Here is an 18,783-nt window from a genome sequence, read left to right on the forward strand (position 1 = left end):
CGGCCGTCATCCGGCGAACCGCAGCAGGACCTTGCTCGACTCGGCCGGGTCGCGTGCCGCTGTCATCGCGTCCTGCACGCGGTCGGCCGGGTACTCGGCGGTGACGACCGGCTCGACCAGGTCCCGGTGAGCGGCGATGGTCGCCAGCGTCTCCCCCATCCCGCCCGCGAACCGGCTCGACCCGGACAGCACCAGCTCACGCCCGACCGCCAGGTGGAACGGCGCCGTCACCCCGGCGCCGGGGAGCTGCCCGACCTGGACGAGCGCCCCGCCGGGCCGCACCGCGCGCAGGGCCGCGGCCAGTGCCTGCGCCGCGCCGGACGACTCGAAGGCCACGTCGGCGGCCGGCAGGTCCTCCCCCGCCTCCACCACCCGCGTCGCGCCCACCCGTTCCGCCGTCCTCAGTGGACGGTCGTGCAGGTCGGTCACCGTCACGGACCGGGCGCCCGCGATGCTCGCGAGTGCCACCACCAGCAGGCCGATCGGGCCCGCGCCGGTGACGAGGACGTCCCGGCCGCGGACACCGCCGGTCAGCGCCTCTGCCCTGGCGAGCGCGTGGGCGGCGACGGAGGCCGGTTCGGCCAGTGCGGCGGTGCGCAGGTCGAGCCCACCGGGCACGGGAACCAGCCGGTGTCCCGGCACGAGCAGGCGGTCGGCGAACCCGCCGTCGGTGTGCGGGCGCCGGGCCGCGCTGCCGAGGTAGCGCAGGGCGGGGCACAGGTTGGCACGGCCGGCGAGGCAGGCTTCGCAGCGGCCGCACGTGTCGGCGGGATGCACGGCGACGGGCGTGCCGGCCGGCGGGCCCGACCCGTCGGCGGCGGCCTCGCGGACGGTGCCGACGACCTCGTGGCCGAGCACCATCGGGTCCACGAGGACGGACTCGCCGACCTCGCCCCGCTGCCAGTAGTGCAGGTCCGAGCCGCAGATGCCGCCGTAGACGACGTCGACCACGGCCTCGCCGGGACCTGGCTCCACGGCGGGGAGTTCGCGCAGTTCGAGCCGGTCGGCGCCGAGGACGGTCACGGCTCGTCCCATCGGGGTGACGGTCATGTCAGATCACCGCCGTCAGGCCGCCGTCGACGTAGACGACCTGCCCGTTCACGAAGTCCGACGCGGACGACGCCAGCCAGACCGCCGGGCCGGTGATGTCCTCCGGGGTGCCCCAGCGCCCGGCCGGGGTGCGCCGGGTGATCCAGTCGGTGAACCCGGGGTCGGCGACGAGGCTCGCGTTCAGCTCGGTGTCGAGGTAGCCGGGTGCGAGGCCGTTGACCTGCAGGCCGTGCCGCGCCCACTCCGCGCACATCGACCGGGTCAGGCCGCCGAGGCCGCTCTTGGCCGCCGCGTAGGGCGCCGTGGTCGGGCGGACGAGGTGGTTCTGCACCGAGCAGATGTTGATGATCTTGCCGCTGCCCCGCGCGACCATGCCGCGGGCGATCGTGCGGCCCACGACGAACGCGCTGGTGAGGTTGACGTCGACGACCTTCCGCCAGTCGTCGACCGGCAGCTCGGTGAGCGGTCCGCGCAGCTGGATGCCCGCGTTGTTGACGAGGACGTCCGGGCAGCCGTGCTCCTCGACGAGCGCGGTCAGCGCGGCTTCGGCGGCCTCGGTGTCGGAGACGTCGAACGCGCAGGTGAGCACGCCGTCACCGAGTTCCGCGGCCGCCTCTCGCAGGGCGGACGCGTCCGGGCTGTTGAGAACCACGCGGGCGCCCGCGGCGAGGTAGGCCTCGGCGATGGCGCGGCCGATGCCCCGTCGTGAGCCGGTGACCAGGGCCAACCGGCCGGTCAGGTCGAAAGTCGGCAAAGTCAGTTCTCCCCTTCTGCTGGGCCGAGCACCTCGGCACGGGCTTCGCGCACGAGTGCGCGGGACGCCGCCTCGGCCGCCGCCTCGTCCCCCGCCGCCACGGCGTCGACGAGCTCGGCGTGGCGGACGAGCGACAACGCGGTCGCGTCGCCGAACGAGCGGTGCCCCGCGTACCGGGCGTGCAAGGTGGCGAGGACCGTCTGGACGAGCTGGCTGAGCACGTCGTTGTGCGCGGCCCGCAGCAACGCCTCGTGGAACGCGGTGTCGGCGGTGGCGAAGTCGTGCGGTTTGCCGTCGTGGAACGCGGTCTCCATGCGCTGCAACGACTCGCGCATGGTCCGCACGGCGTCGTCGTCCCGTTCGGCGGCGGCCCGGTGCGCGGCCACCGGTTCCAGCGCCTCGCGCAGGGTGATCAGCTCGCTGAGCTGCCGGCGCGAGTCCGGCCCTGTCGAGCGCCAGGCGATGACCTGCGGGTCGAGCAGGTTCCAGGCGTGGACGGGCCGCACGACGGTGCCGACCCGTTGCCGCGGCTGGACCAGGCCGAGGCCGGTCAGCGTGCGCAGCACCTCCCGCACCACCGAGCGGGACACCCCGTGCTCGGTCTCGATCCCCTCGGTGGACAGCACGGCGCCGGTGACCAGCTCACCGGTCGCGATGCGGCGACCGATCACGTCGACCACCTGCGCGTGCAGGCCGCCCGGTCCACTCAGCGGGTTCACATCGCCTCCAGTTTGCGTATGATAAATCATACTTTATCCGAACGGGGTGGTCATGCGAGTCATCGACGTCGAGACGTTCCTCGTCGCGCCGCGCTGGATGTTCGTCAAGGTCTCGACGGACGCCGGCGTCCACGGCTGGGGCGAGGGCGGGCTCGAGGGGTCGGCCGACGTCACCGCGGCCGCGGTGGCCGCGCTGGCCGAGCAGCTGATGGGCGAGGACCCGACCCGCATCGAGGATCACTGGCAACGTCTTACCAAAGGCGGCTTCTACCGCGGCGGACCCGAGCGCTCCTCGGCGGTCGCGGCGCTCGACCAGGCGTTGTGGGACATCGCCGGACGACGGCTGGGCGTGCCGGTGTACGAGCTGCTCGGCGGTCCGGTGCGCGAGCGCGTCCGCGTCTACGGCTGGATCGGCGGCGACTCGCCCCAGGACGTGGCCGCCGCGGCCGCCGCGCAACGCGAGGCGGGCATGACGGCGGTGAAGATGAACGCCACCGCGCAGTTCCCGCCGCTGCCGAGCGCGCGGGACGTCGCGGAGGTCGCCGACCGGGCCCGGCAGGTCAGGGCCGCGCTGGGCGACGAACGGGACTTCGCGGTCGACTTCCACGGCCGGGTCAGCGCGGCGGCGGCACCGCGGCTGATCGAGGCGGTCGAGCCGTTCGACCCGCTCTTCATCGAGGAACCCGTGGTGCCGGAGCAGAACCACACCAACCTCCGGCGGCTCGTCGAGAGCACCAGCCGCCCGATCGCCACCGGGGAACGGCTCTTCTCCCGCGCCGACTTCCTGCCGGTGCTCCAGGCAGGGGTGCGGGTGGTGCAGCCCGACCTGTCGCACGCGGGCGGTATCTCCGAGGTCCGCCGGATCGCCACGCTCGCCGACACCTTCGGCGCGCTGCTCGCACCGCACTGCCCGCTGGGGCCGCTCGCGCTCGCCGCGTGCCTGCAGGTCGACTTCGCCACCCCCAACTTCCTGATCCAGGAGCAGTCGCTCGGGATCCACTACAACCGCACCGGCGAGCTGCTCGACTACCTCGCCAACCCCGAGGTCTTCACGTTCGCCGACGGGCACGTGGCCAGGCCGACCGGTCCCGGGCTCGGCGTCGAGATCGACGAGGGCGCCGTCCGCAAGGCCCACGAGCGCGGCATGCGCTGGCGCACGCCGATCTGGAACCACCCCGACGGCTCGTTCGCGGAATGGTGATGTGCACAGGGCGCAACAACGTGGGCAATCGACACCGAAAATCTTGACAGGAATGGAGGCCCGCCTCAGTCTTCGCCGCAGAACGTGCTTATTTCGCACCAGGGTGTGCACATCGCGCAACAAAGGAGTTCGCCATGAACGTTCGCCGCACCCGGACGACCATGACCGCGCTCGCCACGGCGGCTCTGCTCGTTCTCACCGGATGCACGAAAGCATCCGACGACGCGCAGCAGCAGTCGAACCAGAACACCGCGAAGCTGACCGGCTCGACGGAGTTCAACGACAAGCAGCTGGGCGAGCTGACCAGGAAGATCAAGCAGGCCGTGCAGGGCAGAGACCTCGCCGCCGTGCGCGTGGCGATGGTCATCAACAGCCCGTCCGCGTACTGGACCGAGGGCCGCACCGGCATGGAGAACGCCGCGAAAGAGCTTGGCGTGCAAGCGAACTTCCAGGCTCCGGCCGGTGGTGACCTCAATACCCAGCTGTCCATCCTGGACACCCTGCGCGCCGACAAGATCGACGGCTACACGATCTCCGCGGTCGACCCGAAGGCCGTCGCCGGCCCGGTCGGCACGGCGCAGAAGGCCGGCATCGGCGTCGTCGCCATCGACTCCCCGCTCGCCGGGACGCCCGATCCCACGGTCTACCTCGGCACCCCGAACACCGACGCCGGACAACGCGCGGGAGAAGCGATGAAAACGCTTCTGAACGGGTCCGGAAAAGTCGCGATCCTCACCGGTTCGCTGACCGCCGCGAATGCGACCCAGCGCATCGCGGGATTCAAGAAGGCGCTCGAAGGAACGGGCATCCAGATCGTCGACACGCTCAACGACGACGCCGACCCGTCCAAGGCGCTGTCGAATGCGCAGGCCGCTCTCCAGGCGAATCCCGATCTGAACGCGTTCTACACCGTGTGGTCCTACGACGGCCCGGCGGCCGGTCAGGCGGTCAAGGCGGCGGGCAAGTCCGGCAAGGTGCTGATCGTCGCGGACGACGCCGAGCCGAAGACCGTGGAGTTCGTGAAGGACGGCACGGTCCAGGCGATGATCCTCCAGCGGCCGTACCAGCAGGGCTACGTCGGCGTGTACGTGCTCACGGCGCTCAAGGTGCTCGGCAAGGACGCCACCGCCGAACTGCTCAAGCCGTACCTGGAGGACAAGGACGGCGCCAGCACGCTCAGCTCGGGCATCGGCCTCGTGACCGGCGACAACCTGCAGACCTACCTGGACGACCTGAAGAAGCTGGGCGTCACCCAGTGAGGGTCGGCGCGGTGACCGCTCGGGTGGAGGCCACCGGGCTGCGCAAGCGGTACGGCACGGTCGAGGTGCTCAACGTCGACCGGCTGGAGCTGCGCGGCGGCGAGGTCGTGGCGGTGCTCGGGGAGAACGGCGCCGGCAAGTCGACGCTGATCAAGGTGCTCACCGGCGCCACCGCGGCCGACGAGGGCCGGGTCGTGATCGGCGGCGCGGAGCTGCGCAACGGCGACCCGGCGCACGCCCAGGAGCTCGGCGTCGCGATGGTGTCGCAGGAGTTCCCGCTGGTGCCCGAGCTGTCCGCGGCGGAGAACCTGCTGCTCGGCCGCCACGCCGGGAAGGGCGTGCTGTTCGACCGGCGGGCCACCGAGCGGACCGCCCGCGCGATGCTCGCCCGCATCGACGCCGACATCCCGGTGCGGCGGCCCGTCGCCCGGCTGTCGGTGGCGCAGCGCCAGCTCGTGGAGATCGCCAAGGCGCTCGGCCGCGACCCGTCCGTCCTGGTGCTCGACGAACCGACGTCGGCGCTGGGCCCGGTCGAGTCGCGCCGGGTCCTGCGGTGCGCCCGCGACCTCGCCGCGCAGGGCAAGGTGGTGATCTTCATCGGGCACCGGCTGGACGAGGTGCGCGAGATCGCCGACCGCGTGGTGGTGCTGCGCAACGGACGGCTGGTCGCAGACCTGACGCCGGAACAGGCCACGAACCGGGCGATGATCGCGGCGATGGCGGGCGACGAGGCCGAGGTCCTGGTCGACGGCGACCCTCCCCCGGCGGGCGACGGCACGGTGCTCGCCGTCCGGGACCTGGAGGCCGCCGGCATCGGCCCGGTGAGCTTCGAGGTGCGGCACGGCGAGATCCTCGGCGTCGCGGGGCTCATGGGGTCCGGGCGCAGCCGCCTGATCCACGCGCTGATGGGCGCGCTGCCGACGACGGCCGGTGCGATGTCGCTCGACGGCGAGCCCTACGCGCCGAAGCACCCGGCCGACGCGGTGCGGGCGGGCGTCGGCCTGATCCCGGAGGACCGCAAGCACCAGGGGCTGCTGCTCGACGCCCCGGTCCGCTGGAACATCTCGCTCGCCTCACTCCCCCGGATCGCGAAGCGCGGCTACCTCAGACCGCGCGCCGAGAAGGAGTTCACCGACGAGGTGCGCAGGTCGGTGCGGGTGCGGTGCGCGACGCAGGAACAACCGATCGGCACCCTCTCCGGCGGCAACCAGCAACGCGCGATCTTCGGCCGGTGGTTCGCCACCCGCCCGAAGCTGCTGCTGCTCGACGAACCGACGCGCGGTGTCGACGTCGGTGCGAAGGCCGAGATCTACGCGCTGATCGAGACCTTCGCGGCGCAGGGCATGGCGGTCGTCATCGCCTCCTCCGAGCTGGAGGAGCTGATGCGGCTGGCGCACCGGACGGTGGTGCTCGCCGGCGGCCGCGCCACCGCCACTCTCGAGCGCCGCGACTACAGCAAGAACGCGCTGATGACCGCCGCCAACGACGTTCCGGAAGAGGTGAGCAGGTGACCACCACGCGGACTGAGCCCGCGCTCGCGAGAACGGCGCCCGAGCGCGGGTTCGCCGGCTCGTTCCTGCACGTCAAGGAGCTCGGCGTGGTGGGGGCGGTGGTGGTCGTGTTCGCCGCCTTCTCCTTCGCCAACCCGAACTTCGCGAGCGGGGACAACCTCCAGACCATGGGCGTCGACCTGGCCCAGTACGGGCTGCTCGCGCTCGGCGTCAGCTTCGTGATCATCACCGGCGGCATCGACCTGTCGGTCGGCTCGGTCGTCGCGCTCTCCGGCGTTTGGTCGGCGTGGCTGAACGTCCACGCCGGACTGCCCGACGTCGTGGCCATCGTCGTCACGCTGCTCACCGGCGTGGCGATCGGGCTGGTGCACGGCTTCGCGGTCACGTTCCTGGGCCTGCCACCGTTCGTCACGACGCTGGTCACCCTCGTGGCGGCCCGAGGTGCGGCGCTCGCGCTGACCCAGGGCTTCCCGATCGACGGCATCGGCGACGCGTTCGGCAGCATCGCCCAGTACCGGCTGGCCGGTGTGCCCGTGCCCGCACTGCTGTTCGTCGGCGCGTGCGTGGCCGCGTTCTTCTTCCTGGAACGCACGCACGTCGGCCGCCAGGTGTACGCGGTGGGCGGCAACGCCGAGGCCGCGCGGCTCGCCGGCATCCGGACCCGGCGGCGGATCATCCTCACCTACGTGGTCAGCAGCACCTGCGCCGCCGCCGTCGGCATCCTCGTCACGGCCCGGCTCACGGTCGGCCAGCCCGGGGTGGCGGTGGGCTGGGAGCTCAACGCGATCGCCGCGGCGGTGATCGGCGGGATCAGCCTCAGCGGCGGTGTCGGCCGGGTCCTCGGTGTCGCGTTCGGCGCGATCCTGCTCGTGTGCATCAACAGCGGCCTGGTGATCCTGCACGTCTCGCCCTACTACCAGCAGATCGTGCTCGGCGCGGTGCTGGCCGTCGCCATCGTCACCGACCGGTTGCGCGCTCGCAGGTCCGAGCGGCTGCAGAGCTGAAGAGGGCCACCATGAAACGCGTCCTGCTCGCGGTGCTGGCCTTCGCCCCGGCCGGGAACCCGCGCGACACCGTTCCCGAGCAGTCCACCGTGGATCTGACCGGGACGACGACGTACACGTTCCCGGCCCGCTCGTACACGTCGTTCCGGATCGGACAGGGGGACCGTGCGCACCTACCAGGCTGAGATCTGCCTCAACGAGCGCGCCGAACACGCCGAGGGACCGGTGTGGGACGACGTCCGGCAGGAGTTGCTGTGGGTCGACGTCTACGCCGGGCTGGTCCGGCGGGCGAAGTGGGCGCCACCGCGGCTGCTGCCCGTGCGGACGTACTCGTTCGGCGAGATGGTCGGCGCCGTCGTGCCGTGCGCCGAACCGGACGACGGCTGGGTCGTGGCGAGCGAGCTGGGGTTCGCCCGGCTGGCCACCGACGGTGCGGCACGCAAGCTGACCGAGCCCGAACGCGGGCGCGGCACCAGGATGAACGACGGCGCCGCCGACCCGCGGGGCCGCTTCTGGGCGGGCAGCATGGCCCACGACGTCACGCCGGGCGCGGGGACGCTGTACCGCCTCGAAGGCGCCGAGGCGGTGCCCGTGCTCACGGGCGTGACGATCTCGAACGGCCTCGCCTGGCGCACCCCGGACGAGTTCTTCTACATCGACACCCCCACCCACCGGGTCGACCTGATGACACCGGACGGCCGGGAGCCGGCGTTCGCGATCGACCCGGCGCTGGGCGCCCCGGACGGCATGAGCATCGACGCCGAAGGTGCCCTGTGGGTGGCGTTGTGGGGCGGTTCGGCCGTCGTGCGGTTCAGCCGGGACGGCGAGGTCCTCGCCCGCGTCGACGTGCCGGCCACGCAGGTCAGCAGCTGCTGCTTCGGCGGCCCGGACCTGACGACGTTGTTCGTCACCACGTCTCAGGAACGCTTCACGCCCGAGCAGTCGGCCGCCGAACCCCACGCCGGGAAGCTCTTCGCCGTCGACGTGGACGTCGCCGGGCTGCCGGTGGACCGGTACCGGCCGGAAGGAGAAGCGTCGTGACTCAGGTGGCGCTCGTCGGGTGCGGCGCGATGGGCGAGATCGTCGCCCGCTCCGTCTACCCGGCCCTCGGCGGGCTCGCCGCCGCGATCGACCCCGACCCCGCCCGTGCCGCCGCGGTCGCCGGGCTGACCGGCGCGCGGCCGTTCCGCTCGCTGGCCGAGGCGCAGCGGGAGATCCAGGTCGACGCCGTGGACGTCCGCGTCCCGCACCACCTGCACGCCGCGGTGACGCTGGAGGCGTTCCGGTCCGGGTGCCACGTGCTCGTCGAAAAGCCTTTCGCCACCACGCTTTCCGACGCGCGGGCGATGGTGGAGGCCGCCGAGCGGACGGGGCTCGTGCTGGCCGTGGCCGAGAACTACCCGCACCTGCGGGCGGTCGCCGACGCCCGTGCGGCTCTGGAGGCCGGTCGCATCGGAGAGGTCCTCGCACTGCGGTCCACCCGCGCGTACCGGGTCGGCGGGGTGTGGGTGCGCGACGGCTGGCGGCACGGCCGCGGACCGTCCGGCGGCATCCTGCTCGACCAGGGCACCCACCAGGTGAGCCTGCTGCGGCGGCTCGGCGGCGCGGTGGAAGCGGTGTCCGCCACCGGGAACGCCGACACCGTCTCGCTCACGTTGCGGATGGCGAGCGGCGTCGTCGCGCAGTCGCTGCTCACCTGGTCGGTGCCGGGACCGGCGGCGCAGGCGGAGGCGACCGTGCTCGGCAGCGGTGGCCGGCTGGACGTCGTCGTCGACTACGACAACGACGAAGGTGGGTGCCACGTCTGGACTCCCGCCGGCACCGAGCGCCTCGGCAAGGAGAACTACTACGACAGCCACCGGCTGATGATCGAGGACTGGCTCGGCGCCATCTCCACGTCGAGAGCACCCGTCGTGCCTGGTGCGGAAGGACTCGAGGACCTGGCGGTGGTGCTCGCCGCGGCGGAGTCGGTGGCGAACGGCGGCGCCTTCGTCGAGGTCGAGGCCGGGAGGAGCTGACATGTCCCAGTCCGTCGACCGCGCAGCCGTAATCCTCGACGCCTGCGCCCGCGGCCCGTCGCGGCTCTCGGACCTCTCGCGGCTGCTCGACGTCCACCGCTCCACCGCGTTGCGGCTGTTGCAGACGATGGAACGCCACCGGCTGGTGCGCCGTCTCGACGACAACACGTGGGCCATCGGGTTCGGCCTGATCGGGATGGCGTTGGAGAGCCTCGACCGGATGGACCTCCGCGCGGCCGCGCGGCCCCGGCTCGAACGGCTGGCGCGCGAGGTCGGCCACACCGTGCACCTGGCCGAGGTGGTCGGCACCGACATCGTCTACGTCGACAAGGTCGAGGGCCACGGCGCGGTGCGGATGGCGTCGCGGATCGGCGCGCCGGTGCCGGTGCACACGGCCGGTGTCGCGAAGACCATCCTCGCGGGCCTGGCGCCCGAACGCCGGGACGCGATCCTCGCGACCACGCGGTTCGAGCGCTTCACAGCGTCGACGATCACCAGCCCGTCGGACTTCGCGGCGGTCCTGGCGCGGGTGCGCAAGCAGGGGTACGCGGTCGACGACGGCGAACACGAGAGCGTGCTGGCCTGCATCGCGGTGCCCGTGCGCGACCACACGGGCACCGTCCACGCCGGGGTGTCGATCACGGCGTTGTGCGCCCTGGAACCCCTGGACCGCCTCAAGCGGCACCTGCCGCTGCTGTGGCGGCTGGCGTCGGAGATCTCCCAGCACCTCGGCTGGGACGGCACCTCGGGGGTGCGCCGTCATGTCGGCTGACTTCTTCGAGCGGCACCTCGCCGCGGTGCCGGCCATGGTGATCCTGCGCGGTCACGACCCCGAGACCACCGTGCGGTTGTGCCGAGCCGCCCAGGGCGTGGCGCTGATCGAGGTTCCCTGGCACGGCGAGGAGTCCACCGCGTCACTGGCGGCCGCCGTCGCGTGGGCGCGGGAGGTGCCCGGGGTCAGCGTGGGCGCCGGAACCGTTGTGTCCCTGGACGTTCTCGACGCCGTCACCGCGCTGGGAGCTCAGTTCACCGTCGCGCCCGGCTTCGACGCCCGTGTCGCCGCGGCCAGTGTCGAACGCGGTCTGCCGCACCTGCCGGGAGTCGCCACCGCCACGGAGGTCGGCACCGCGCTCGCGGCCGGGTTCCGGTGGCAGAAGGCGTTTCCCGCGAGCGTGCTCACGCCCGCGTGGTTCACCGCCCTGCTCGCGCCGTTCCCCGGCGTGCGGTTCGTGGCGACCGGCGGGGTCGATGCCGCGAACGCGCGGTCGTTCCTCGACGCGGGAGCCCGTGCGGTCTCGTTCGGCAGCTCGTTCACCCCGGAAGCCTTGTCCTCGCTCATTTCCTGACCCGCGAGAACGGAGTACAACGATGTCCCAGCACTCTCGTCGTGTCTTCTTAGGCGCTGGAGCGGCACTGGCCGCCGCTCCCCTGCTCCAGCCCGGTACGGCCGCGGCGAAACCGGGTGTGCGGGCCGGGCAGGAGCTCCTGCGCGACACCTTCGGCCCGGTCAGCGGCTGGGAACGCCGCGGCACCGTGATGCGGCAGGACCTGCCGTGGGAGACCTCCCTGCTGCAGGACCCGTGCCTCGTCTACAACCAGGGCGGCGGCCCGAGGTTCAAGCTCTGGTACGGCTCGCTGTACTACGTCGGCTACGCCACCAGCGAGGACGGCGTCACCTGGACGAAGAAGGCAGAGCCGGTGCTCAGCCGCTCGATCGACGCCGACCACAACAACCTCAACCAGCCCAGCGTCGTGTACCTCGACGGCACGTGGCACATGACGTACTTCGGCATCGACGCGGCGGGCAAGGGCCGGGTCCTCTACGCGACGGCGGCGAAACCGGAAGGCCCGTGGACCAAGCACGGCGTCGTCCTGGAGTCCACGATGCCGTGGGAGGACGACTACATCTACAACTCCTCCCTCTTCTACGACGACCGCGAGCGCCTGTGGAAGATCTGGTACACGGCGGGCAAGATCGCGTCGGCGGGCGGCGAGCCGGAGTACATCTGCTACGCGACGGCCCGCAACCCCGCCGGCCCCTGGACCAAGTACGCCGGCAACCCGGTGCTGCGCCCGATGAAGGACGGCGGCTGGGCGTCCCTGGGCATCGGCGGGCCGAACATCCGCCGCACCAGGGACGGCGGCTACGAGATGCGCGTGGTCGGCTGGCAGGCCGACTACCCGTCGCGCGGCGGGAAGCTGCTGTCCCGCGACGGGGTCAGGTGGGAGCTCACCCGCGCGAACCTCGACCTCGACCTCGGTGTGACCGGCGGGCCGGAGGACTCGATGGTGTACCGGACGTTCGTCGTCACCCACAACGGCTCCGACCACGTCTTCTACAACGTCAAGAACTTCCGGCCCGGCTGGAACGAGACGATCCAGCTCGCCGTGTGGCGCGACCGGCTGCCGATCGTCGACCCCGCCAAGTGGACGATGACGCAGGGCACCGCGATCCCGAGCGGCGCGTCGTTCGAGGTGCGGGACGGCAGCGCGACGACCCTCGGCAACTCGTCCGGCACGCAGACGTTGCAGGGCAACGTTCTCCTCCGCGCGCTGGACTACGAGCTCTCGGCCGACGTGACGCCGCGCAGCGCCGCCGTGGCGGACCGGGACGCCGTGCTCATGGCCCGCTACACCATGCGCGACTCCTACTACTACGCGGGAATCGCGTCGTGGGGCCAGAAGTACGCGATCGGCGTGATGGACGGCGGCGCGAACACGAAGCTCGCCGGGGTCGGTTCGGCGTCGGACATCGTGGCGGGTGAGAAGCACGCGCTGCGGTTCGTGGTCCGCGGCACGACGCTGACCTTGTTCGACAACGGCCGCGAGGTCCTGTCCGTGGTCGACCCGACCCTGATCCCGCAGGAGAGCCACGTCGGCCTGCAGAGCTCGACGGGAACGGGTCGCACGTCGTTCGCGAACGTCTCAGTGCGCGCTCTCTGAGGCCGCCTCCAGGATCGAGCGCAACGGGGTCGTCGGCCGGCCGATCAGCTTCTCCAGCTGGTCGCCGGTCGTCGCGAACTCGCCGCGGCGCGAGGCGTGGAACATGCCGAGCAGCAGGGTGGCCTGGGCCTCGGGAACGCCGTGCCGCACGAGGGACGCCGTCCACTCCTCGTCCTCGACGACGACCCGGCGGATCGTGCGTCCGGTGATCTCGGTCAGCTGTGCGGCGACGTCGCCGAGGTCGAAGGCCTCCGGCGCGGTGAGGGGCGGGGTGGGTCCGTCGAACCGCTCCTCACCGGCCAGCAGGACGGCCGCGGCCTCGGCGAGGTCGGCGTGCGCGGTCCACGACACCGGGCCGTCCGCGGGCGCGACGAGCTCGCCCGTGGTCAGCGCCTGGCCGAGCAGCTGCGGCACCGTGCTGGCGTAGAAGCCGTTGCGCAGCGACGTGAACGTCCCCGTCCGCGCGAGGTACTCCTCCGTGGCGGCGTGGTCGGGCATGGGCTCGAAGAGCGAGCCGGCCGCCGCGCCCTGATGGCTCGTGTAGAAGACGCGCTCCGCTCCGGCCGCGCGGGCGGCGTCGATCGCGGTGACGTGCTGCTGGACGGCCTCGGGACCGGTGGTGCCCGCCGAGACCACGAGCACCGCGGACGCCCCCTCGAAGGCACCGGCGAGGGAGCCCGGCTCCGCGAAGTCGCCGCGCCGCACCCGGACGCCCTTCCCCGCCAGTGCCTCCGCCCGGCTCACGTCCCGCACGCTCACACCCACCCGGCTCGCCGGCACCCGGTCGAGCAGCCGCTCCACGACCTGTGCGCCGAGCTTGCCGGTCGCTCCGGTGACGATGATCATCCCAGCCTCGCTAACGTTGGTAGTAACGCTGTCACTATCGACGTTAGCAACAGATCGGTAGGATCGGCAACGTGGTCGAGAACAACCGGGACAGGGCCCGCGCGAACGTCGTGGAGGTCGCGGCCCAGCTGCTGCGCGAGCAGGGAGCCGCCGCGGTCACGATCCGCGCGGTGGCCCAGGCCGCGGGCACGCAGGCGCCGACGATCTACCGGTTCTTCGCGGACAAGGACGCCCTGCTGGACGCCGTCGCCGAGCACGTCTTCGCCGGCTACGTCGCCGAGAAGGCGACCACCGCGCAGCTGGAGGACCCGGTGGCCGACCTGCGCGCCGGGTGGGAGACGCACCTCGGCTTCGGTCTCGCGAACCCCGAGCTGCTGAGCCTGCTGCTGGACCCGGTGCGCACGGCCCGGTCCCCCGCGATGACCAGCGGCATCGAGATCCTGCGAGCCCGCGTGGCCAGGGTCGCCGCCGCCGGACGGCTCCGCGTCGACGAACGGCGGGCCGTCGAGCTCATCCACGCCGCCGGCACCGGCGCGATGATCACCCTGCTCGCCACCGCGCCGCAGGACCGCGACCCCGGCCTCGCCGACGCGCTGTACGAGACGCTCATGCGGGAGATCCTCACCAGCGAGCCCGCGACCACGTCCTCGGTCACCGAGACGGTCCGCCGCGCCCTGCCCGCGTTGCACCAGCTCACGGAGGCGGAACGCGCCCTGCTCGGAGAGTGGCTGGCCAGGACCTGAGGACGCCTCGAACCCTCGGAACGACGTCGAGAACATCACGGAGAACGTCGCGGCTGCGTCGTTTCTGAGTCGATGGAGCGGGTACCGCTGGATCAGGTACCACCCACGATCTCAACGGCAGGGAGTCGCACGTCATGAGCACGATCACCAAGTCCGTGGACGTCGAGGCGGACGTGACCAGCGTCTACAACCAGTGGACCCAGTTCACCGAGTTCCCCCGCTTCATGGAGGGCGTCGACCGGATCGACCAGCTCGGCGACACCCGCACCCACTGGACCGTCAGCATCGCCGGCGTGCAGCGCGAGTTCGACGCCACCATCACCGAGCAGCACCCGGACGAGCGGGTCGCGTGGCGGTCCGACTCCGGCCCCGACCACGCCGGCGTGGTCACCGTGCACCGCCTCGACGCCGCGCACACCCGCGTCACCGTGCAGATGGACATCGACCCCGAGGGCTTCGTCGAGAACGTCGCCGACAAGCTCGGCGTCCTCGACCGCCGCGTCCAGGGCGACCTCGACCGGTTCAAGGAGTTCATCGAGCACCGCAACGGCAGCGAGACCGGTGCGTGGCGCGGCGACGTGGACCGTCCCGGCCAGGTCTGACCGAGCTGTAGCCGAAAGGCCGCGACCCCGACGGGGGTCGCGGCCTTTTTTGCTGTCCGCGCTCAACCCAGGGTTGACGAACTTCTCATCTCGCGGCAATAGTATCCGTCTAGCGAGAGAAGTTACCACTGTATGAAAATCTACGGAGGCGGCATGCGGGCGTCTGTCCTGGGGTTGGGTGAAGCCGGCGCGCTGTACGCGGCCGGTCTGGTGGAGCAGGGCTGGACGGTCACGGGCTACGACCCGGTGGCCGCCGCCACACCGCCGGGGGTCGTGCGGGCCGCGACCCCGCAGGCGGCGGTTCAGGGCGCGGGCCTCGTGGTGAGCCTCGTCGGGGGCAAGGCCGCCGAGGACGCCGCCGTCTCCGTGGCGCCGCACCTCGCGGTCGACGTCGTCTACGCGGACCTGAACACCGCGGCCCGCGAGGTCAAGCGCCGGATCGCCGGCGTGGTGGGCGAGGACCGGTTCGCCGACGTCGCCGTGGTCGGGTCGGTGCCCGCGCACGGCGCCGCGACCTCGGTGGTCGTCAGCGGGACCGCGTCGGCGCGGGCGGTGAAGGTGTTCACCGCGCTGGGCGCCCCGGCGGAGGACATCGGCGGGGCCGCGGGCGACGCCTCCGCGCGCAAGCTGCTGCGCAGCACGTTCATGAAGGGACTGGGCGCGCTCATCGTCGAGTCGGTCGCCGCGGGTCGCGCGGCCGGCGAGGAGACGTGGGTGCGCGAGCAGATCGCCCGCGAGCTCTCCGGCGGCGACACCGCGCTGAACCGGCTGCACGACGGCACGGTCAAGCACGCGGCCCGGCGTGCGGGCGAGTCGGCGGCGGCGGCCGAACTGCTCGACACTCTGGGAGTGAGGCCGGTGATGACGCGGGCAGCCGCCGAGCTGCACCGGGCGGCGGAGGACGCGGCCCTGCGGCCCACCGACGACCTGCTGCCGGCGTTCGACGGGCTCGCGGTGGCGAACATCGGCGACGCCCGTGACCGCATGGGCATGCTCGACGGCGCCGTCCACGCCCTCTGGCGGGGTGCGCGCGTCGTCGGCCGCGCCCGCACGGTCTGGGTGCGCAACGGCGACAACCTGGCCCTGCACCGCGCGATCGCGACCTCCCAGCCCGGCGACGTGCTCGTGGTCAACGGCGGCGGCGACGTGACGCGGGCGTTGCTCGGCGAGCTGATGGCGGAACGGGCCAAGCTGCGCGGCGTGCGCGGGATCGTGGTCGACGGCGCCGTGCGCGACGTCGTCGAGCTGGAGAAGATCGGCTTCCCGGTGTGGGCGCGCGGGGTCTGCGCGGCGGGCCCGTACAAGAACGGGCCGGGCCAGGTGGACGTGCCGGTCGCGGTCGGAGGCGTGGTCGTCCAGCCGGGCGACCTGGTCGTCGGCGACGACGACGGGGTGATCGTGGTGCCCGCGGCCGAAGCCGCCGCGAGCCTGCTCGCCGGGCGCGCCGTCGAGGCCGACGAGGCCCGCCGCCGCACCGCGATCCTCGCCGGGACAGCGTGATGACGGGCGTCTGGGCGCTGCTGGCGTTCGTCGGCGTGATCGTGTTCTGGAACGCGGTCGTGAAGCGCAACATCGGCGAGTCGATGATCCTCGGGTTCGTCGCGGTGTGCGGGTTCGCCGTGGTGGGCGGCGTCGAGGGCGGCTCGGCTTGGCACTCGATCGGCGAGGCGCTGCTCGACGCCATGCAGGAGGAGGTCACGTTCGCGGGGCTCGCGTTCGTGTTCATGTCCTACCTGCTGGCGCGGACACCGGTGCTGGACCGGCTGATCGACCTGCTGAACTCGTTCCTGGGACGGCTGCGCGGCGGCTCCGTCTACACGGCGACGGTCGCCGGTGGTGTCTTCGGCGCGATCGCCCACGTGGGCGCGGCCGTGACCGCCGCGGTCGGGTCGGTGACCGTGCCGTGGATGAAGCGGTCCGGCGTGAAGCCCGAGCTGGCGGCCACCGTCGTCGCGGGCGGCGCCGGCATGGGCGTGAGCTTCCCGTTCTCGGCCACCATGTTCATCCTCGTCGGCGGGCTCGCCGCCCAGGGGGTCATGCAGCCGGACGAGATCGTCGCGCCCCTGGCGTTCGCGGGCCTGTGGTGCCTCGGCTACCGGATCGTGCTGGCGTGGTTCCTGGTGCGGCGCAACGGGATCGAGCCGATGTCGCCGGACGACCTGCTGCCGGTGCGGCGGAGTCTGCGCACCGGCTGGACGTCGTTGCTGCTGTTCCTGCCGATCCTGGTGCCGCTGCTGCTCACCCGCGGCCCGATCGCGTCGCTGGTCGGCAGCTGGTCCGGGGTGGCCGACGACCTGAAGAAGCCGGTGAAGCTCGCCGACGGCACCAGCCTGGCCGCCCAGCCTTACGGGATGCCGGACGTGATCAGCCTGGTCACCTGGATCCCGGTGCTGATGATCGCGCTCGTTCTGGTGCTCGGCCGCCGGCACCTGCCGCGCACGGCGTCGGCCTGGCGCACGACGATCACCGGTGCCGCGCCGTCGTTCGGCGTCATCGGCGTGACGATCGTGGCCGCGTTCGCCGCGTCGAACGTCCTCGCGGACCTCGGTCTGGCCGGGCAGCTCGAGTCGGTGCTGACCGGGCTCGACGCGCCGGGATGGCTGATGGCGATCGCGATCGGCGTGATCATCGTGGCCACCGCGGTGCCGCTCACCGCCAGCGCGACCATGGCCGCGATCGGACCGGTCGCCGTCGTCGCCCTGATCGGTGCCGGGATCCCGGCGCCCGTCGCGGCCGCCGCGGTGCTGATCTTCGCCTCGACCGAGGGCGCCTCACCGCCGTCCGGCGCGCCGATCTACGTCGCCGCCGGCATCGCGCGGGTCGACCCCGTGAAGACGTTCATGCCGCTGCTCAAGTACTACTGCCTGCCCATCCTCGTCATGGGCGTGCTGATCGCCGTCGGCGTGCTCCCCGTCTGATCCCCGAAGGAGAAACCTGATGCACACCGAGACAAGGACGTCCGGGATCGTCTCCGTCCTCTTCGGACTGTCGGTCGTGTTCTTCCTGCTCGCCGGCCTCGCCGTCGTGGTGGGGCAGGCGGCGACGCTGATCGCCGGGGACGCCACGGCGGCCAGGGCCTGGTCGACCGCGCTCGCCCCGTACGCGTTCGGCGGCGCCTCCGTGGCCGGGCTGCTGTCGTTCGCGCTGTCGTACGGGCAGAAGAGTGAGTGACGGCCACCCGTCGTACGCGGACCTGCTCGACCGCGACCCGCCCGGTGCCAGCTGGGGCGTCTTCCGCGACGACCCGGAGCGCGGGACGGCGAACTTCGCGGAGGCCGCGCAGGTAGCGGCGGCCGCCGCGACCGTCACGCGCGGCGCGGTGTTCAGCCTCGACCACGCGCTGGACGCGTTCGACCCGCCGATGGCCCGGGCCAGGTCCGCTCCCCGGCACGAGCTGCTGTCGTCCCACGAGAACTCGCGCGACGACGTGTTGCGCGAGTTCTACCTCCAGGCCACGTCGCAGGTCGACGGCCTGCGCCACCGCCGCGCGACCGGGCACGGCTTCTACAACCGCGTGCCCGACTCGGAGATCCGGGCCGGGAGCCCGGCGCTCGGCGTGCAGCGGTGGGCGGAGAAGCCGATCGCCGGACGGGGTGTCGTGATCGACGTGGCCGAGGGGCTGGACCACCGGCTCGGTCCCGTGCTCGACGTCGACCTGCTGGACCGCGCGCTGGAGGCGCAGGGCGAGGACGTCCGCCCCGGTGACCTGGTGCTCGTGCACACGGGGTGGGCCCGCTGGTTCCTGGACGCGGACCCGTCCGTGCGCGCCGAGGTCCGCGACGCGCGCCGGGCGACCGGGTTCCGGCAGACCCGCGACCTGCCCGCGTGGCTGTGGGACCACCGGGTCGCGCTGTTCGCCACCGACACGTTCGCCGTCGAGGTCCTGCCGGTCGCCGCGGACACGTTCCTCGCCGACGCGCCCGACGACGCCGGGATGATGCACCAGGAGCTGATCGCGAAGCTCGGCGTCCCGCTCGGCGAGCTGTGGAACCTGGACGAGCTGGTCGCCGACAGCCGGGCGCACGGCCGGTGGGACGCGCTCGTCGTCGTGAAGCCGCTGCACCTGGTCGGCGGCGTCGGCTCGCCGCCCAACGCGACGGCCCTGCGGTAGGTCCCCTGACGTAGATCCCTGA

The 18,783-nt window shown here is 72.5% G+C and carries 20 protein-coding genes; 16 read left to right on the forward strand and 4 right to left on the reverse strand.

Annotation, left to right across the window (positions count from 1 at the left end):
• Positions 1 to 6 precede the first annotated feature (6 nt).
• Genes ACFWV3_RS13480 through ACFWV3_RS13490 form a run of 3 tightly spaced genes read right to left on the reverse strand, consistent with a single transcriptional unit; the run spans position 7 to position 2,523 of the window.
• Positions 7 to 1,050 (reverse strand): alcohol dehydrogenase catalytic domain-containing protein, encoded by a 1,044-nt coding sequence (locus ACFWV3_RS13480; RefSeq protein WP_382411402.1) that lies wholly within the window; start codon positions 1,048 to 1,050, stop codon positions 7 to 9.
• 1 nt (position 1,051) lies between these two features.
• A complete protein-coding gene (locus ACFWV3_RS13485; RefSeq protein WP_382411403.1) occupies positions 1,052 to 1,804 on the reverse strand; it encodes an SDR family oxidoreductase in 753 nt (250 codons plus the stop codon).
• A 2-nt stretch (positions 1,805 to 1,806) separates the two neighbouring features.
• Positions 1,807 to 2,523 (reverse strand): FadR/GntR family transcriptional regulator, encoded by a 717-nt coding sequence (locus ACFWV3_RS13490; protein WP_382411404.1) that lies wholly within the window; start codon positions 2,521 to 2,523, stop codon positions 1,807 to 1,809.
• Positions 2,524 to 2,575: 52 nt separating this feature from the next.
• Here ACFWV3_RS13490 and dgoD point away from each other — a divergent pair, with 52 nt between their 5' ends.
• The 10 genes from dgoD (at position 2,576) to ACFWV3_RS13540 (ending at position 12,459) form a co-directional block, all read left to right on the forward strand.
• On the forward strand, positions 2,576 to 3,724 hold the full coding sequence (gene dgoD / locus ACFWV3_RS13495; protein ID WP_382411405.1) for a galactonate dehydratase: 1,149 nt from the start codon (positions 2,576 to 2,578) through the stop codon (positions 3,722 to 3,724).
• A gap of 134 nt (positions 3,725 to 3,858) precedes the next feature.
• The gene (locus ACFWV3_RS13500) at positions 3,859 to 4,983 is read left to right on the forward strand and encodes a substrate-binding domain-containing protein (RefSeq protein ID WP_382411406.1); all 1,125 of its coding nucleotides are present in this window, start codon (positions 3,859 to 3,861) and stop codon (positions 4,981 to 4,983) included.
• Between the two features lie 11 nt (positions 4,984 to 4,994).
• Complete coding sequence (locus ACFWV3_RS13505; RefSeq protein WP_382411407.1) at positions 4,995 to 6,494, forward strand: sugar ABC transporter ATP-binding protein; 1,500 nt, start codon at positions 4,995 to 4,997, stop codon at positions 6,492 to 6,494.
• Positions 6,491 to 7,498: an ABC transporter permease gene (locus ACFWV3_RS13510; protein ID WP_382411408.1), complete on the forward strand. Its 1,008-nt coding sequence runs from the start codon at positions 6,491 to 6,493 to the stop codon at positions 7,496 to 7,498. Before ACFWV3_RS13505 ends, ACFWV3_RS13510 begins: the two co-directional genes overlap by 4 nt.
• Positions 7,499 to 7,509: 11 nt before the next feature.
• Positions 7,510 to 7,683 (forward strand): hypothetical protein, encoded by a 174-nt coding sequence (locus ACFWV3_RS13515; RefSeq protein ID WP_382411409.1) that lies wholly within the window; start codon positions 7,510 to 7,512, stop codon positions 7,681 to 7,683.
• Positions 7,664 to 8,539: an SMP-30/gluconolactonase/LRE family protein gene (locus ACFWV3_RS13520; protein WP_382411410.1), complete on the forward strand. Its 876-nt coding sequence runs from the start codon at positions 7,664 to 7,666 to the stop codon at positions 8,537 to 8,539. Before ACFWV3_RS13515 ends, ACFWV3_RS13520 begins: the two co-directional genes overlap by 20 nt.
• A complete protein-coding gene (locus ACFWV3_RS13525; protein WP_382411411.1) occupies positions 8,536 to 9,516 on the forward strand; it encodes a Gfo/Idh/MocA family protein in 981 nt (326 codons plus the stop codon). Before ACFWV3_RS13520 ends, ACFWV3_RS13525 begins: the two co-directional genes overlap by 4 nt.
• A gap of 1 nt (position 9,517) precedes the next feature.
• The gene (locus ACFWV3_RS13530; RefSeq protein WP_382411412.1) at positions 9,518 to 10,288 is read left to right on the forward strand and encodes an IclR family transcriptional regulator; all 771 of its coding nucleotides are present in this window, start codon (positions 9,518 to 9,520) and stop codon (positions 10,286 to 10,288) included.
• Complete coding sequence (locus tag ACFWV3_RS13535; RefSeq protein ID WP_382411413.1) at positions 10,278 to 10,862, forward strand: bifunctional 4-hydroxy-2-oxoglutarate aldolase/2-dehydro-3-deoxy-phosphogluconate aldolase; 585 nt, start codon at positions 10,278 to 10,280, stop codon at positions 10,860 to 10,862. The genes ACFWV3_RS13530 and ACFWV3_RS13535 overlap by 11 nt, the downstream gene beginning before the upstream one ends.
• 22 nt (positions 10,863 to 10,884) lie before the next feature.
• Positions 10,885 to 12,459: a hypothetical protein gene (locus tag ACFWV3_RS13540; protein WP_382411414.1), complete on the forward strand. Its 1,575-nt coding sequence runs from the start codon at positions 10,885 to 10,887 to the stop codon at positions 12,457 to 12,459.
• Here ACFWV3_RS13540 and ACFWV3_RS13545 read toward each other — a convergent pair.
• Positions 12,442 to 13,305, reverse strand: coding sequence for an NAD(P)H-binding protein (locus ACFWV3_RS13545; protein ID WP_382411415.1), 864 nt, complete (start codon positions 13,303 to 13,305; stop codon positions 12,442 to 12,444). The genes ACFWV3_RS13540 and ACFWV3_RS13545 overlap by 18 nt on opposite strands.
• Before the next feature lie 71 nt (positions 13,306 to 13,376).
• On the opposite strand from ACFWV3_RS13545, the gene ACFWV3_RS13550 reads away from it, so the two are divergent.
• The 6 genes from ACFWV3_RS13550 (at position 13,377) to ACFWV3_RS13575 (ending at position 18,761) form a co-directional block, all read left to right on the forward strand.
• The gene (locus tag ACFWV3_RS13550; RefSeq protein WP_382411416.1) at positions 13,377 to 14,048 is read left to right on the forward strand and encodes a TetR/AcrR family transcriptional regulator; all 672 of its coding nucleotides are present in this window, start codon (positions 13,377 to 13,379) and stop codon (positions 14,046 to 14,048) included.
• A 134-nt stretch (positions 14,049 to 14,182) separates the two neighbouring features.
• A complete protein-coding gene (locus ACFWV3_RS13555; RefSeq protein ID WP_382411417.1) occupies positions 14,183 to 14,650 on the forward strand; it encodes an SRPBCC family protein in 468 nt (155 codons plus the stop codon).
• 153 nt (positions 14,651 to 14,803) lie between these two features.
• A complete protein-coding gene (locus tag ACFWV3_RS13560) occupies positions 14,804 to 16,150 on the forward strand; it encodes a DUF1932 domain-containing protein (RefSeq protein WP_382411418.1) in 1,347 nt (448 codons plus the stop codon).
• Positions 16,150 to 17,568 carry a TRAP transporter large permease subunit gene (locus ACFWV3_RS13565; protein ID WP_382411419.1) on the forward strand — a complete coding sequence of 473 codons (1,419 nt, stop codon included), beginning with the start codon at positions 16,150 to 16,152 and terminating at the stop codon, positions 17,566 to 17,568. Before ACFWV3_RS13560 ends, ACFWV3_RS13565 begins: the two co-directional genes overlap by 1 nt.
• A gap of 19 nt (positions 17,569 to 17,587) precedes the next feature.
• The gene (locus ACFWV3_RS13570; RefSeq protein ID WP_382411420.1) at positions 17,588 to 17,821 is read left to right on the forward strand and encodes a hypothetical protein; all 234 of its coding nucleotides are present in this window, start codon (positions 17,588 to 17,590) and stop codon (positions 17,819 to 17,821) included.
• Positions 17,814 to 18,761 carry a cyclase family protein gene (locus ACFWV3_RS13575; RefSeq protein WP_382411421.1) on the forward strand — a complete coding sequence of 316 codons (948 nt, stop codon included), beginning with the start codon at positions 17,814 to 17,816 and terminating at the stop codon, positions 18,759 to 18,761. The genes ACFWV3_RS13570 and ACFWV3_RS13575 overlap by 8 nt, the downstream gene beginning before the upstream one ends.
• The last annotated feature ends 22 nt before the right edge of the window (positions 18,762 to 18,783 follow it).

Origin of the sequence: Lentzea sp. NPDC059081 (assembly GCF_042738015.1) — a bacterium.
Lineage (GTDB): Bacteria > Actinomycetota > Actinomycetes > Mycobacteriales > Pseudonocardiaceae > Lentzea.

Bases quoted from the DNA above. Each gene is read 5' to 3' on its own strand.
- ACFWV3_RS13535 (WP_382411413.1), top strand. From the start codon at position 10,278: ATGTCGGCTGACTTCTTCGAGCGGCACCTCGCCGCGGTGCCGGCCATG.
- ACFWV3_RS13555 (WP_382411417.1), top strand. From the start codon at position 14,183: ATGAGCACGATCACCAAGTCCGTGGACGTCGAGGCGGACGTGACCAGC.
- ACFWV3_RS13545 (WP_382411415.1), bottom strand. From the start codon at position 13,305: ATGATCATCGTCACCGGAGCGACCGGCAAGCTCGGCGCACAGGTCGTG.
- ACFWV3_RS13540 (WP_382411414.1), top strand. From the start codon at position 10,885: ATGTCCCAGCACTCTCGTCGTGTCTTCTTAGGCGCTGGAGCGGCACTG.
- ACFWV3_RS13565 (WP_382411419.1), top strand. From the start codon at position 16,150: ATGACGGGCGTCTGGGCGCTGCTGGCGTTCGTCGGCGTGATCGTGTTC.
- dgoD (WP_382411405.1), top strand. From the start codon at position 2,576: ATGCGAGTCATCGACGTCGAGACGTTCCTCGTCGCGCCGCGCTGGATG.
- ACFWV3_RS13560 (WP_382411418.1), top strand. From the start codon at position 14,804: ATGCGGGCGTCTGTCCTGGGGTTGGGTGAAGCCGGCGCGCTGTACGCG.
- ACFWV3_RS13530 (WP_382411412.1), top strand. From the start codon at position 9,518: ATGTCCCAGTCCGTCGACCGCGCAGCCGTAATCCTCGACGCCTGCGCC.
- ACFWV3_RS13515 (WP_382411409.1), top strand. From the start codon at position 7,510: ATGAAACGCGTCCTGCTCGCGGTGCTGGCCTTCGCCCCGGCCGGGAAC.
- ACFWV3_RS13500 (WP_382411406.1), top strand. From the start codon at position 3,859: ATGAACGTTCGCCGCACCCGGACGACCATGACCGCGCTCGCCACGGCG.
- ACFWV3_RS13480 (WP_382411402.1), bottom strand. From the start codon at position 1,050: ATGACCGTCACCCCGATGGGACGAGCCGTGACCGTCCTCGGCGCCGAC.
- ACFWV3_RS13570 (WP_382411420.1), top strand. From the start codon at position 17,588: ATGCACACCGAGACAAGGACGTCCGGGATCGTCTCCGTCCTCTTCGGA.